The organism is Stutzerimonas stutzeri SDM-LAC (assembly GCF_000235745.1).
In the GTDB taxonomy this organism is placed as follows: domain Bacteria; phylum Pseudomonadota; class Gammaproteobacteria; order Pseudomonadales; family Pseudomonadaceae; genus Stutzerimonas; species Stutzerimonas stutzeri_H.
In genome coordinates this window covers 1-14479 of the sequence record NZ_AGSX01000098.1, presented here as the reverse complement: position 1 = coordinate 14479, position 14479 = coordinate 1, and the positions used below count along the sequence as shown (strand labels likewise).

Sequence of the window (14479 nt, the reverse complement as noted above, 5' to 3'; positions counted from 1 at the left end):
ACAAGGCACCCTACCCCCTTGCACCCCGCCGCAACCCAATGGCTGCGGCGGGTTTTTTGTTTCCGATCGATGTCCACGATGCCTCAGGATTGGCCCTGTGCCTGCTGTCGGTTGAACTGTGCGGCGCTCCACTGCCTCTATTTAGAGAGGATTGCCTGCAGCTTGGCGGTCCAGACTTTCTGCATAGCCTGACGGAGCCCGTTCATGGAATTACCCAACAAAGACCTCGGCACACTTTTCGAACAGCTCGGCCTGCCTTCCGACCCGGCCAGCATCGATGCATTTATCGCCAGCCACCGCCCGATCCCCAATCATATGAAAGTCTCCGAGGCGCCGTTCTGGAGCGAAGCCCAAGGTTCGTTTCTCAAGGAACAGCTGATGGATGATGCTGAATGGGCGCCTGTGGTTGATGAACTCAACGTGCGCCTGCACGAGCAGGGCGAAGAGCAACCGTGAATTGAACTGGCGGTTCCGCCTGGCCAGTAACGCCGGGTGGACCATGCCTTGGCTCGCCAGGCGGCGAAGGCGCAACGTCCGGTATGCCCGTCGTCACCGATTCTCTAGAATCTGCCTTCCCGCGCGGCACCGCGCACCCGCTTCACAGGACGGTCATGACTTCCGAGCAATTCCTCGATATCGACGCGCGCTATGCCAGCGCCAAATCCCTTGCCCTTGAGGCTGCGCAGCTGGGCATGGACTTCTACCGCAAGCGTGAGGCACTGACCGTCGAACACAAGGGCGACGATCTGCAGGACGTGGTCAGCATTGCCGACAAGCAGATCGAAGCCTTCATCCGTGAACGGCTGACTCAGCTCTTCCCAGAGGACGGTTTTCTCGGGGAAGAAAGCGGCTCGGCCGACCTCGGCGCCCACTGCGTCTGGGTTATCGATCCGATTGATGGCACCGCCTGCTTCGTCAATGGGCTGCACAACTGGTGCGTGTCGATCGGCCTGCTGGTCGACGGTGAGCCGCACCTGGGCGCAATTGCCGATCCCAACCACAACGAGCTATTCCACGGCTGTTTAGGTAAAGGCGCGTTCGTCAACGACACGCCGTTGAAGGTCAGCGCGGCGACGCACGTGGGGCAGGGCGTGACCGCCACGGGCACCTTCCATCCACGGGGAAAAGAGCACTTCATTCCGTTCATGGAAAAGCTGCTGGCCGAAGGGGGCATGTTCTTCCGTAACGGCTCCGGTGCGCTAATGACCGCTTACGTGGCAGCGGGGCGGCTGCTCGGCTACTACGAGACCGAACTGAAAAGCTGGGATTGCATGGCCGGTCTGGTCTTGGTGAAAGAGGCGGGCGGCCGGGTCAACGATTTCTTCCGTAACGATGGGTTGTTGCTAGGCAATCCTTATCTTGTTGCTTGTCCTGGCGTATATCCGCAGCTCGCCGAAATGATCGGGCCGTCGCTCGACGATTGAGTGGTGAATCAGCGGATAACGGCTGGGCATTTGGTCGCTGGCACCGACGGGTGTAAGAGCGACCGGCAGGTACGAGACCCCCGAAATTTGATCGCGAGCAAGCTCGCTCCTACAGGTCCGCGGAGTCTTCTGTAAGCGCTAGCTAGCTGGCGAATTGGGTGCTGCAGGGATTTCGTTTCGGTACTGCCAGGCGTCTGGAGGCTCTTCGCCAGCAAGCTCGCTCCTACAGGATTCGAGTAGTCCTTTGTAGGAGCCAGCTTGCTGGCGATCAGTGGTAAACCGAGTGATCGCGAGATTAAAAAGCCTCACCAGTGAATGGCACCCAGCGAGGCCCCGATGCCTGTTAGGTCCGCAACTCCGGCGGAACGGTGCCGCCATGTTCAGCGAGCTTGTGCATCACGGTGCGATGCAGCCAGGTGTTCATCTGGGCCGAATCGCCCATCTTGTCCTGCGGGCAGCCCAGTTCTGTAGCGAGTTCCTTTCGCGATTCCAGGCTGCTGTCCAGGCCGAGCAGCTTCATCAGGTCGACGATCGACGTGCGCCAGTTGAGGGTCTCGGGGTGGTTGGCGGCCATGGCGTCAAGCTTGGCAGGCACATCCACCGCGCTGGTTGACGTTCCAGTTGAATGGGCCACGCCCTCGGGGCTGGGGGCCACGCCTGGCGGCGTGGTGGTGGCATTGTGCGCAGCGGTAGGCCGCTCCGAATCGACGATGGTATCCCGTGCATGCTGGTTCGGCGTGTGGTTCGGATCGAGCGGCTTGTGCGCTTCGTTGCTCACGCCGCCCATGCCCAGTTTGTCTTTGATCTTGTCGAACAGGCCCATTTCGATTCCTCTGTCATTTGGTGGTGATTTTTGGACCACTGTGACGTCTTGAGGATTCGGCGCCGCAGGTCGGGAAGCGCGCTGTTCTGCGCCTTATCGCTGGGAGGTCACGGCTCGTTGCGTGGTGTCGCTTGATGCTGACGGAGCGTTGGTACCACCGCCCAGTGCGATATACAGACTCACCAGGTTCTGAACCTGAGCGCGCTTGACCTCAATGAACGCCTGTTCGGCATCGAACAGGTTGCGCTCGGCATCGAGTACCTGCAGGTAGTTCACTACACCCTCGGCATAACGTTCCCTTGCGAGGTCGGCAATGCGTCGCAGCGTGGCGACGTTTTCGGCCTGCGCGGCGACTTGTTCTGCCAGATAGCGGCGGCCGGCGAGGGCGTCAGCCACTTCGCGAAAGGCGGTTTCGATGGCGCTTTCGTACTGAGCTACCGCGACGTTTTCCCGGGCTTCGGCTACGGTCAGGTTGCCGCGATTTCGACCGAAGTCAAACAGTGGAAGGGTGATGCTCGGGCCAATGCTCCAGGTGCGATTGTCCCGGCTCACCAAGTTGTTCAGCTCGTTGGAAATGTATCCGAAGCTGCCCGTCAGCGAAATTTGCGGGAAGAATGCAGCTCTCGCCACGCCAATGTTGGCTCGCGCTGCGCGCAGCTCCAGCTCGGCACCCAGGATGTCGGGACGTACCAGTAGCAGCTCCGACGGCAGCCCGGCATCCAGCCGCACCGGATCGATCTGTTCGGTCAACGGTAGCGGCGTCGGTAAAGGCCCCTGCAGCTCGCCCCCCATCAATTGGATGAGGTAGTTGACCTGCTCGGCTCGGATCAGGTGCAGGCTTGCCAGCTCTGTCTTGGCCTGGGTCAGCAGCGCCTGTGCCTGGTTTAGATCGAGCGCCGAAGTGATCCCTGCCTCGAAGCGAACTCGGGCAATGCGCAGGCCGTCGCGGCGGCTCTGCAGAGTCGCCTCAGCCAGTTCGATCCGAGCTTCAGCGCCGCGAACGCCAAGGTAGGTCGTCGCCACATCGGCAATCAGCGACAAGCGAAATGCCCGTTGCGCCTCGATGGTCGAGAGGTACTGGGCGCGCGCGGCTTCGGTGAGATTGCGCACGCGTCCCCAGAAGTCCAGTTCGAATGCCGATATGCCAAGCCCTACCGAGAATTGTTCGGTGATCTGACCGCTTGAACCGCCCGCTGCCCCGGGGCTAACGCCTCCGGCGGAGCCGCGACCGGCCTGCCCAGCGCTGCCGGTCGGAAAGCGGCCCCGGCTGGCATCGGCCGTCGCAGCCAGCGTCGGGTAGCGGTCGGCACCTTGCACGCCAAACTGGCCGCGGGCTTCTTCAATTCGCGCTACTGCGATCTGTAGGTCGCGATTCCGCTGCAGAGCCGTTTCGATATACAGCTCGAGTCGTGGGTCCTCAAGAAAGTCGCGCCAGGCGATCTCGCTGGCCAGCACTTCGCCGTCCATGGGTTGGTAGTCGGCAGGATATTGCGCGGCGCTGGGGGAGGGCGGCCGCTCATGGGGCGGTGCGAGCTGGCAGCCAGCAAGCAAAGCGGTCACCAGCAGAGGCGTCAGTTTCGTGAGCCGGTCAGGCATTGCCTGGCGCCTCCTTTTCCTCGGCGGGGTGCGCCTTGTCTTCGGCTGTCGGCGGCCGACGCTTGGTCAGCCAACGACGCACGGAAAGATAGAACAGCGGGATATAGAACAGGCCCAGCAGCGTCGCGACGATCATGCCGCCCATGACGCCGGTACCCACTGCAACCCGGCCAGCCGCGCCGGCGCCGCTGGACAGCACCAGGGGCAGCATGCCGAGGATGAAGGTGAGCGATGTCATCAGGATCGGCCGGAAGCGCAGGCGCACCGCGTTCATCACGGCCTCGGTCAGGCTTTTGCCATGGCCTTCTTCTTCGATGGCAAACTCGACGATGAGAATCGCATTCTTCGCCGACAGGCCGATGATGGTCACCAGGCCCACGTTGAAATAAACGTCTGCCGGCAGGTCCCGAATCATCGCGAACAGTATTGCGCCGAGCGCACCGAAGGGCACCACGAGCAGCACCGCGATGGGCACTGTCCAGCTTTCATAGAGCGCTGCCAGCACCATCAGCACCACCAGCAACGACAAGCCCAGCAACAGACCGACCTGGCCGGAAGCCTGCTGCTCTTCCAGCGAGGCGCCGGTCCATTCGTAGCTGAAGCCACCTGGCAATTCGGCGGCCAGCCGCTCCATCTCCGTCATCGCTTCGCCTGTGGTCGAACCGGGTGCGGCACTGCCGGACAAGGTCAGCGCAGGGTAGCCGTTGTAGCGCTGCAACTGCGTTGGGCCCTCGGTCCAATCCACGGTGGTAAAGGCGCCGAAGGGCACGCTTTCGCCTTCATCGTTGATCACTTTCAGATCAAGCACATCCTGTGGGGTCATCCGATAGGGCGCATCCGCCTGCAGCAATACTTGCAGGACGCGCCCGTCACGGTTGAAGTCGTTGGCATAGGCGCTACCGAAGGCGATCGCCAGTGTTGCGTTAACCTCGTTGATCGAAAGCCCCAACGCGCGGGCCTTGATGCGGTCGACATTGACCCGCAAGCGTGGCGCGTCGTCTGCGCCCTCCGGCCGGACGCTCTGTAAAACCGGGCTTTCGCTCGCCTTGCCGAGCAGCTGGTTGCGTGCGTCGAGCAGCGCCTGATAGCCGAGACCTCCGCGGTCCTCGAGCTTGAAGGTAAAGCCGCCCGCCACGCCCAGTCCGGGAATCGAAGGTGGATTCAGGGCAAACACGCGGGCTTCGTTGATCTGCGAGAACCGGCCCATGGCTTCACGAACCAATGCCTGAGCGGAGCTGCCGTCTTCGGTGCGTTGCTCCCAAGGAATCAGCCGTACGAACGACATCGCATGGGCCTGGCCCTGGCCGAAAAAGCTGAAGCCGTAGACGGTGATAGTGTCCTCGACCAGCGGGTGGTCGGCGTAGAACGCCTTGACCTGTTCGATGGCTTCTTCGGTGCGCTCGACCGTCGCGCCGGCGGGCGCCTGGATGACCGTCATCAAAGAGCCCTGGTCCTCGTCCGGTAGAAAGGCGCTGGGCATCCGCAGGTAGAGAAAGGCCGTCAGCGCCAGCAGGCCGACAAAGGCGAGCAGAAACCAGATCGGTCGCGCGAGCATGCCGCCGACCGCATGGTGATAGCGGTCCGTAGTGCGATCCATCCAACGGTTGAAAGGACCGAAGATGCGTTGGCCCAGGCCGGGCTTGCCGTCGTCCGGCTGGCTAGGCTTGAGCAATGATGCGCACAATGCGGGCGTCAGCACGAGCGCCAGCAGTGTCGATGTGGCAACCGCAATCGACAGCGTCACGGCGAACTGTCGATAGATGCCTCCTGTCGAGCCTGGGAAAAATGCCAGTGGCACGAATACCGCGATCAGCGCGAGGGTCGTGCCGATGATGGGCGCGGTGACCTGCTCCATGGCTTTGACGGTCGCCTGATAGGGCGGTAGCTGCTCCTCGTCCATGATCCGCTTGACGTTTTCCACCACCACGATGGCATCGTCCACCAAGGTACCGATCGCGAGGACCATGCCGAACAGGCTCAACAGGTTGATCGAGAAACCGGCAATCCACAGGCCGAGACAAGTGCCCGCCAGAGTGATCGGGATGACGATGGTAGGGATGACGGTGGTGCGCCAGTTCTGCAGGAATAGCAGCATGACCAGCACCACCAGCGCCATGGCCTGCAGCAGCGTAACGACCACCTGCTGAATCGACGAGGCGATGAAGGGGGTCGAGTCGAATGGCACCGTCCAGGCTACGTCCTCTGGGAAGCCTTCGGCCAGTTCGCCCATGCGTTGCTTGACCGCATTGGCCGTATCCAGCGCATTGGCCCCCGGCGACAGTTGCACGGCCAAACCCGCCGCCGGTTGGCCGTTCAGCTCGCTTCGTGAAGCATAATTCTGTGCGCCCAGCTCGACCCGAGCGACGTCACGCAAGCGGATGGCCGATCCATCCGGGCCGGCACGAATAATGATCGAGGCGAATTCTTCAGGCGTGGAGAAGCGCCCTTGGGTCTCGATGGGCGCATTGATTTCAGTGCCCTCGGCCAGTGGTAGATCGCCCAATGCGCCGCCTGCGGACTGGCTGTTCTGTTCCTGTACGGCGGCGAGCACATCGGCCGCAGAAAGTCCGAAGCTGGCCAGCCGATCGGGGTTCAACCAGATCCGCATGGCATACGCGGTATAGAACTCGCGGATATCACCCACGCCCTGTACGCGGCGCAGCTCGTCAAGCACGCGAGTGGTGGCGAAATGGCCGAGCTCCAGCGTGCTCATGGTGCCGTTCTCCGAGAACAGCGAGATGATCAGCAGGAAATCCTGCGAGGCCTGGAATACCTGAATGCCCTGTCGGCGGACTTCTTCCGGTAAGCGCTGCTCGACGCGGCTCAGGCGGTTCTGCACCTCCATCTGCGCAATGTCGATGTCGGTGCCGGCCTCGAACGTCAGCTCGATCGAGGCGCTGCCGTTGGAGCGGCTCGACGAATCCATGTAAAGGAAGCCCTCGACACCGTTGAGCTCCTGCTCGATCACCTGGGTGACGTTGGTTTCGAGCACCGAGGCGTCAGCGCCGGGGTAGGTCACGCTGATGCGTAGCGTGGGCGGTGCGATGCTCGGGTATTGCTCGACGGGCAGTGAGCGCAGGGCCAGCACGCCACCCAACAGAATGCCCAGCGCAATGACCCAGGCAAAGACCGGACGCCGGATGAAGAACGCTGGCGTCATTGGCTGGACTCGGTCGCCATCGTCGACTCCGGCGCTTCGGGTGGCCCTTCAGGCTGGTAAGGGGTGGTCCGCACCGCTGCACCACTGCGGACGCTGCCGCCGCCTTCGACAATCACAACGTCGCCTGCAGTGAGGCCTTCACGAATTACCCATTGGCTGCCCTGCAGTTCGCCAAGTTCGACTTCACGCGAGGCAACGTTGTCGTCCTTGCCCACGAGCAGGACGCGTGCAGCCTGATCGTTGACTATCACTGCACGCTGGGGAATCAGTACACCGTTTGGGCGAGTGCCGGCATTGATTCGCGCACGCACGAACTGCCCAGGCAATAGAAGCCTGTCTGGGTTGGGGAATTCAGCGCGTAACGCCACGGTGCCTGTGTTTTCGTCAATGCTCATGGCGTAGAAGTCGACGTAACCCAGGTGTGGATACTCAGCGCCATTTTCCAGGATCAGCTTGACCTCGACGCGGCCTTCCTCCGGTAACTTCAGGGCGCCAGACGCCAGCTGCGCTCGTATGCGCAACAAATTGGAGCTCGACTGGGCGAAGTTGACATACACCGGATCGAACTGCTCGACGGTTGTCAGCAGCGTACCTTCGCTGGCGCTCACCAAGGCGCCTTCGGTGACCTGGGCCCGCCCGGCGCGGCCTTCGATCGGTGACTCTACGGTGGTGTATTCCAGCTCGAGAGCAGCCGACTGAACATTGGCTTCTGCTTGCGACACGTCCGCTTTGGCGGTGCGCAACGTGGCCAACGCGGTGTCGTATTCCTGCTGACTGATGGCCTGTTTGGCAACCAGCCCCTTATAACGCCTGACGTCCTGCGTGGCATTCAACGCCGTGGCTTCGGCGCGCTCCAGTGCCGCTTTGGCTGCTTTGAGGTTGGCGCGCATTTCTCGCGGATCGATCTGGAACAGTGGCGTGCCGACCTCGACGTCGGTGCCTTCTTGGTAGAGCCGCTTCTGGATGATGCCGTTGACCCGCGCACGAATCTCGGCGATGCGAACGGCCTGGACGCGCCCGGGAAGCTCAATGATGTTGGGAATCGGCTTCGGATCGACCGTCACGACCTCCACCTCGGGTGGTGGCGGTGCGGCCTGTTCGGCTTGTTTGTCATCGGAGCAGGCCGCCAGTAACAGCGACAGGGCGCCTACCAGCACCGCGTTTTGCAGGAACTGCCTCATTCAGTTTGACCTTTTGGCTCGTGCACCGTCTGCGCCGCGGTATAGCGCGCCGACCTACTCTCGACCGCGGTGACCGGGCACGGTTCCGGTTAATTCCCGTCCCGTCTTGGCTCGATGGAGCGAAGGCTCACCATGTTGGGACGATATGCAACGGCTGCGACCTGGTGCTCGACTCAGCTTTTTGGCGTGTGCACCACGATGTGCTGCCTCGCCTGATCCGGCAGCGTGACCCCAGCGGAGAGCAGCGCGGCAACCAGGGCCTTGCGCACCTCCGATGCGGTGGTCATGAAATCCGAGCGGCGCGAGTCGCACCAGAACAGTACGTCGAACACCAGCTGGCTTTCGCCCAGGTCGTTCAGCAACACCTCGGCTACCGGAGTCGCCAGTACGCCAGGTGTTTGCTGTGCGGCGTCACGCATCACGGCGCTGATGGCATCGATATCGATGCCGTAATACAGCTTGCAAACCACTTTCCCGCGGCGGACGGGCGCCGCTGTGTTGTTGGTGACACGCGAGGTAAAGGTTTCGGCGTTGGGGACCAGTACGCGGCGTCCGTCATAGGTGCGGATCTGCGTCGCGCGCAATTCGATACGTTCCACGCTGCCCTCTGTTTCCCCGATGATGATCTGATCGCCCAGCTGGAACGGCCGCAGTGTCAGGATCAGCAGGCCGCTGACGAAGTTGGAGAGGATGTCTTTCAGGGCAAAACCCAGCGCCAGACTGGTCAGGCCTAACCCCGTAGCGAGGGTGCTGGGCTCCAGCCCAAAAGCACTCGCAGCGACGATGATGCCAAGCACCCATACCGCGTAGTAGCTCACCTGCCGGACAAGGTTTTCAACGGTTAGATCGTTTGCCAGGCGGCGCACGATTTTCTTCATCAATGCCCGTACGGCGGTGGCCAGTCCCCAGAACACTAGCAGTACCAGCAGGGCGGCGAGTGCTCGCGGGATGATGTTGATCGCCGATTCGAGCAGGCGCGCAAAAGCGTTTTCCACGCTCGACTGCACCGATGTGAGAAATCGTCCTCGGTCCGAATCGCGACGTTTTGCAGCCTTGGCCAGGGCTCGATCAATGATCGCAGCCCAGCCACGGGCGAGCCGGGCAAGAGGTTGCCCGTTGGCTTCGGCATCGGCCGGCGAAACCACCATCAGCGGTCGACCGGCCACGCTGATCTGCAGTCCGTCGTCCTCCTCGGATTCAGTCGGCTCGATACGCGCCGGGGTGATGCCCTGGGGCGTTTCCAGCACGGCCGCCAGCTGGCGTTCGATCTGCCGCGCCCGTGGACGTGCTTCAAGTTCTTCGCTGGGGCCAATGCGGAACAACGCGCGGCCATCCAGGCGGACCGTTGCGACACCCTCTTGAGCCCAGACAGGCATCGTCGGCAGCGTCGCCATGCAGAGCAGTACGAGCAGGACGAGCGGGCGTAGCAGGGCGGGAAACGGGCTAGCGAGGCGAGGGGACATGGTGATCATCAGCATTCGATAGGCATGGGCCGGAAACGAACAGGCCGCCGGGTGGGCGGCGGCCTGTTAATAAACCTGCAAGGTGCGGTTGTGCGTACCGAGGCACCGTGGTTGCAATGAGATCGTCTTTCGTCGACGTTAGAAAATCAGCGCAAACAAGCCGATCACGACCAACAGACCGATCAGAAAGATGATGCCTACTGTGCTGCCCAGAAACTTCAGCATGAGGATGACTCCTTTGCAGTGGGTTCACTAAATCCGACTGGGCAGGGGTGCGAACGTTCAGAAAACTGGGCGGCCGGTCGTGCCGGGTGCGCGTCTCAGAGGCTTTTGTAGATCAACTGCAACCCGGCCAGCAGCATCCCAAGGCGAGCAATTCGGTAGAAAAGCGCGTGGTCGATACGCTTGTGCAGCCAGAGCCCGGCCCAGACACCGAACGGCACCACCGGTGCCAGCGTCAGGCTGAGCAGCAGGTTTTCGCGGCTGAACTGGCCGAGTGCTGCATAGGGGATCAGTTTGAGCGCGTTGGTCATCAAGAAAAACAGGTTGATGGTCGCCACGTAGCGCAGCTTGTCTAGCTGCTGCGGCAGCAGGTGCATCATGATTGGTGGCCCGCCGGCGTGCGCGACGAAACTGGTGAAGCCGGCAACCGAGGAGAGCAGCGTGCCGCGACCGCGCTGCAACGGTCGCGGCTTGTCGTTGTTGGTGACTAGGCCCAGCAGCACGAAGCCCACTGCAATCGCGCCGATCATCAGGCCGATCATGCGCTCGTCGAGCATCCCGAAGGTTAATGAGCCCAGTGCGATGCCGATCAACGCGCCCGGCATCATCACCTTCAGGTTCGCCTTGTCCCAGTGGCCGGCGTAGGCCTTGAGGCCCACCACATCAGCCAGACAGAGAATCGGCAGCATCACCGCGGCGGCCTGTTTGGGCGATATCGCCAGCGCCAGCAGCGGCACGGCGATGCCGCCCAGCGCACCGCCGAAGCCGCCTTTGGACAGGCCAGTGAGGAAGATTGCCGGCAATGCGAAAAACAGAAAGTCAGAAAGTGTCATGAGCGTGATCAGGCGTATGGGTCGGGTTCGGCAGGGCTGGGCATCATCGCATCTTCGCCGCCTATGTCTGGGTCTTCGATGCTTTAGAAGTTTGGCCATGCGGACGGATCGCCCTCGGCGGCTTGTGGTCAGCATATTTAACTGCTGACTGACAGGTGACCCCATGACCCCGCTCACCCCGACCTCAGCCACAACAGCATGCGGCACGCCAAAGCGCGTCATGGCTGGTGCTCTGCTGTTCCTGGCTACGAGCCTGGCGTGTCAGGCGCATGCGCAGGACGCCAACTCTCTGGTTGGCTTGATCAATGAATTTCGCGAAGCCGAGCAAGCCTGCAGCGGTGGCGAAGCCCAGCCGGTCGGGCCGCTGGCACCCAATGACGCACTGGCTGTCGCACCGGCCACCAGTGGAGCGCAGCTGCAGCAGAAACTACAGGGCTCCGGTTACCGGCCTTCCAAACTGCAAGCCATCTCAGTCTCCGGGCCGGCCGATGCACAAAGCGCCATGCAAGCCCTCAAGCAGCGATATTGCACACCGCTGCGCAGCCAGGACTTTGCTGAAATCGGCGTGTCGCACCAGGGCAACACCTGGCAGGTGCTGTTGGCCAAGCCTCTGCTTTCGCCAGACCTTGGCGATTGGCAGCAGGTTGGCAAAAACATTTTGCAGCGGGTCAATGAAGCGAGAGCACAACCACGCCAATGTGGTAGCCGATCGTTCGAGGCGGCACCGGCATTGAGCTGGAACGGCGAGCTGGCCGATGCCGCCCTGGCGCATAGCCGCGACATGGCCAAACAGGACTTCTTCAGCCATCGGGCGCCGGATGGCAGCCTGGTCAGTGACCGCGCCAGTCGTGCAGGGTACAGCTGGGAGCGGATCGGCGAGAACATCGCGGCGGGGCAGGGCTCGGCGGATCAGGTCATGGCCGGCTGGATGGCCAGCCCCGGCCATTGCAGCAACATCATGAACCCGGATTTCGCTGAGATGGGCGCGGCCTACGCAATCGACAAGTCCAGCGCCGCCGGCAGCTACTGGACCCAAGTGTTCGGTACGCCCCGCTAGTGGGCTGGCGAGAAAGCATGGTCAGTTCTGGCTCTCCAGCCAGTTATGCGCCTCGGTGTTCTGGTTTTCATCGAAGGCCTTGATGGCGAGGCCGGGGAACAGCGCACCTTCAATCTCGCTGGCCCTGCGCAGCCAGTCCTTGTTGGACACCACCGCGCAGCGATCGAAGCGGCGGATGAAGCGAAACAGCTGGGGGATTCGCGCCAGTTCGACGCCCATCGCGCCCAGGGTCGGTATATCGAAATCGCCGATGCGATAGAGCATCTGGCCGTGGCTGATGCCCTCTGATTTTCGCATCAGTTCGTCGAGTGCGAACCGCATCTCGCTGCTGTCGAGTTTGCCGGAGAAATCCACGTCGATGCGATTGTCACCAATGCGGGTTACATGAAACATGACGAGTCCTCAATGAAAAAAATGGGTGCCAGACAAGTCGCCCTGCCATTACCTGACCATAGTCGTTATACGGCGTTCGGTCGGCCAAAAATGTGTCTATTTGAAGCTGTTTAATTGATCTGGATCAGTGCGTGGGGACTTGTCTCATGAGTGCCCTGAAATGGATCAAACGCCCGTATGACGGGACTTTCAGAAAGGTGATCGACGGCTATCAAGTTGCCTCTGTTACAGCCGAGAAGTGGGTAGCTGCGACGCCGTCGAGTGATGGCAGCACTTTACCTTCCCTGTAGTTGGATACACCTATGACCAGCACTTTGGCGAACGTCATCCAGTCTGTATTGCGCGGATTGGGTCTGCGTACCATCAACCACCAGTTCTTCTTTTCCTACAGCCTGATCTTTCTCTGCGCGGCCCTGACCGCTGGAGTGCTGTTCATGTCCAGCAAGGACGCCAGCCAGATCGACATGGCCGGCGCCCAGCGCATGCTTAGCCAAAAGATGATGAAAGAGGCGTTGTTGGCTTCCCAAGGCATCGGTGGGCCTGCAGACGTGGAGAAGACCATTCAGCGCTTCGAACAGTCGCACCGTCTGCTGCTCAACGGCGACGGCAGCCAGGGCGTCGCCCCGGTAGAACTGGCCAGTGCCAAGCCCCATCTGCAGCGTGTTGACCAGATATGGCAACGCTATCGTCCCGCCGTGCAGGCGCTGGCGGCCGGCCAGAGCGCTGATCTGAAAGCGGTCGCCGCAGATGCCAACGAAATTCTCGCAGCGTCCAACGAGGTGGTGTCGCTGATTTCCGCCGAGGCCAATCGCAGTGCTTCACAGCAACTTTGGGTCGCCATGGCCTCGACGCTGTGCATTCTATTTCTGGTAATTCTCGGAAGAATCGCCGGCATGAACTGGCTGATGCTGCAGGTCGATGAGCTCCGCAGTCGGTTGGAAAAGGTCAGTCAGGGTGACTTCTCCGCGCCGCTGCAGGTGCGCCATGCTGACGACGAAATTGGCATGATCACCCTTGCGTATAACCGCCTGCTGGTGCAGGTCGGCGAGATGATTCGTGGCGTGCGTCAGGCCGCCGATGAAGCCGATGACCAGTGCGTACGCATGGCAAATCTGGCAGGCGACAGTGCGCGCAACGTCGAGGCGCAGCAGGCCGAGATTGATCAGGTCGCCACCGCTATGAACGAGATGCTCGCCACCTCGCAGGAAGTGGCGCGAAGCACCGTCGAAGCGGCCAGTGCGGCGGATCTCGCCGAGCAGGAAACCAGCGCTGGTAATGCGGTGATGAACGAATCGGTCACTGCCATCCGCGCCTTGACCGGCCATGTTGACGGGTTGGCCGGTGTGATGCAGCAGCTGGTGAAGGACAGTCACGAGATCGGCAAGGTGCTCAACGTGATCAGCGGCATCGCCGAGCAGACCAATTTGCTGGCGCTCAACGCCGCAATCGAAGCTGCACGAGCAGGCGAGCAGGGACGCGGCTTTGCCGTGGTTGCGGACGAGGTACGCAGCCTGGCCAGTCGCACACAGGATTCTGCCAAGGAGGTCAGTGTGCTGGTCGAGCGCCTGCAGAGCCAGGCCACCCGTGCCGGCGATGCCATGGATGCTTCGCGCCAGAGCAGCTCGACGACGCTTACCCAGATCGAAGCGGCGCAACATGCTTTGGGCGAGATCGTTGGTGCCGTGCAGACCATTCGCGGCATGACCAATCAGATCGCGACGGCAGCCGAGGAGCAGTCACAGGTTGCCGAGGGCATGAACCAGTCGCTGACCCGTATCGCTCAGGTAGCCGATCAGGCGGCCAGCGCCACCCACGACACCGCGGCTTCAGGCAACACCATCATGCAGAGCATGAACGGACTCAAAGCTCTGACCGGGCGTTTCCGTCTGGAGGCGTGATCGGACTTACGTTAAAGCGGGGAGGTACGGCTTGGAAGAGGGTCGCTCGACGCGTCGATGGCTGAGCGGCCTGGACATCCCCGCGCAAGATGCGCGGGGACAGCAGGATCAGTCCTGGCGGCTGGTCACTTCCAGCAGGTGATAACCGAACTGGGTCTTCACCGGACCTTGCACCTGGTTCAGCGGGGCGCTGAATACAACAGTGTCGAATTCCTTGACCATTTGGCCCGGACCGAACGAACCCAGGTCACCGCCCTGACGGCTCGACGGGCAGGTGGAATTGTCCTTGGCAACCTGAGCGAAATCGGCGCCACCTTCGATGGCAGCTTTCAGCTCGTTGCACTTTTCTTCAGTGGGAACCAGGATGTGGCGGGCAGTGGCTCGGGCCATGGGGTGTTACTCCGTCTTGAGAAGTCGCTGAGCCTACCG

12 protein-coding genes are annotated in these 14479 nt (G+C 61.7%); 4 read left to right on the top strand and 8 right to left on the bottom strand.

Annotated elements, in window-relative coordinates; all coding sequences use genetic code 11:
- The first annotated feature begins 204 nt into the window (after window positions 1-204).
- A complete protein-coding gene (locus PSTU_RS0110535; protein WP_019340991.1) occupies window positions 205-456 on the top strand; it encodes a DUF2789 domain-containing protein in 252 nt (83 codons plus the stop codon).
- 155 nt (window positions 457-611) lie between these two features.
- Window positions 612-1424 carry an inositol monophosphatase family protein gene (locus tag PSTU_RS0110530; protein ID WP_019340990.1) on the top strand — a complete coding sequence of 271 codons (813 nt, stop codon included), beginning with the start codon at window positions 612-614 and terminating at the stop codon, window positions 1422-1424.
- Window positions 1425-1767: 343 nt separating this feature from the next.
- On the opposite strand, the gene PSTU_RS0110525 is transcribed toward PSTU_RS0110530, so the two are convergent.
- From PSTU_RS0110525 to PSTU_RS0110495, 6 genes are all read right to left on the bottom strand, one after another.
- Window positions 1768-2247 (bottom strand): DUF3597 domain-containing protein, encoded by a 480-nt coding sequence (locus tag PSTU_RS0110525; RefSeq protein ID WP_019340989.1) that lies wholly within the window; start codon window positions 2245-2247, stop codon window positions 1768-1770.
- A gap of 93 nt (window positions 2248-2340) precedes the next feature.
- Complete coding sequence (locus PSTU_RS20685; protein WP_019340988.1) at window positions 2341-3843, bottom strand: efflux transporter outer membrane subunit; 1503 nt, start codon at window positions 3841-3843, stop codon at window positions 2341-2343.
- Window positions 3836-7003 carry a multidrug efflux RND transporter permease subunit gene (locus PSTU_RS0110515; protein ID WP_019340987.1) on the bottom strand — a complete coding sequence of 1056 codons (3168 nt, stop codon included), beginning with the start codon at window positions 7001-7003 and terminating at the stop codon, window positions 3836-3838. The genes PSTU_RS20685 and PSTU_RS0110515 overlap by 8 nt, the downstream gene beginning before the upstream one ends.
- Window positions 7000-8184: an efflux RND transporter periplasmic adaptor subunit gene (locus PSTU_RS0110510; protein ID WP_019340986.1), complete on the bottom strand. Its 1185-nt coding sequence runs from the start codon at window positions 8182-8184 to the stop codon at window positions 7000-7002. Before PSTU_RS0110510 ends, PSTU_RS0110515 begins: the two co-directional genes overlap by 4 nt.
- Before the next feature lie 173 nt (window positions 8185-8357).
- Window positions 8358-9647, bottom strand: coding sequence for a mechanosensitive ion channel family protein (locus PSTU_RS20680; RefSeq protein WP_100206779.1), 1290 nt, complete (start codon window positions 9645-9647; stop codon window positions 8358-8360).
- 320 nt (window positions 9648-9967) lie between these two features.
- A complete protein-coding gene (locus tag PSTU_RS0110495; RefSeq protein WP_019340984.1) occupies window positions 9968-10702 on the bottom strand; it encodes a sulfite exporter TauE/SafE family protein in 735 nt (244 codons plus the stop codon).
- Between the two features lie 163 nt (window positions 10703-10865).
- Between PSTU_RS0110495 and PSTU_RS0110490 the strand changes: the two genes are divergently transcribed.
- Entirely contained in the window at window positions 10866-11759 is an 894-nt protein-coding gene (locus PSTU_RS0110490; protein ID WP_100206778.1) for a CAP domain-containing protein, read from the top strand.
- A 21-nt stretch (window positions 11760-11780) separates the two neighbouring features.
- Here PSTU_RS0110490 and PSTU_RS0110485 read toward each other — a convergent pair whose 3' ends face one another.
- Complete coding sequence (locus PSTU_RS0110485) at window positions 11781-12152, bottom strand: STAS/SEC14 domain-containing protein (protein ID WP_019340982.1); 372 nt, start codon at window positions 12150-12152, stop codon at window positions 11781-11783.
- A 302-nt stretch (window positions 12153-12454) separates the two neighbouring features.
- Here PSTU_RS0110485 and PSTU_RS0110480 point away from each other — a divergent pair, with 302 nt between their 5' ends.
- Entirely contained in the window at window positions 12455-14050 is a 1596-nt protein-coding gene (locus tag PSTU_RS0110480) for a methyl-accepting chemotaxis protein (protein ID WP_019340981.1), read from the top strand.
- A gap of 108 nt (window positions 14051-14158) precedes the next feature.
- Here the strand turns inward: PSTU_RS0110480 and PSTU_RS0110475 are convergent, their stop codons facing one another.
- Complete coding sequence (locus PSTU_RS0110475; RefSeq protein ID WP_019340980.1) at window positions 14159-14440, bottom strand: peptidylprolyl isomerase; 282 nt, start codon at window positions 14438-14440, stop codon at window positions 14159-14161.
- Between the last annotated feature and the right edge of the window lie 39 nt (window positions 14441-14479).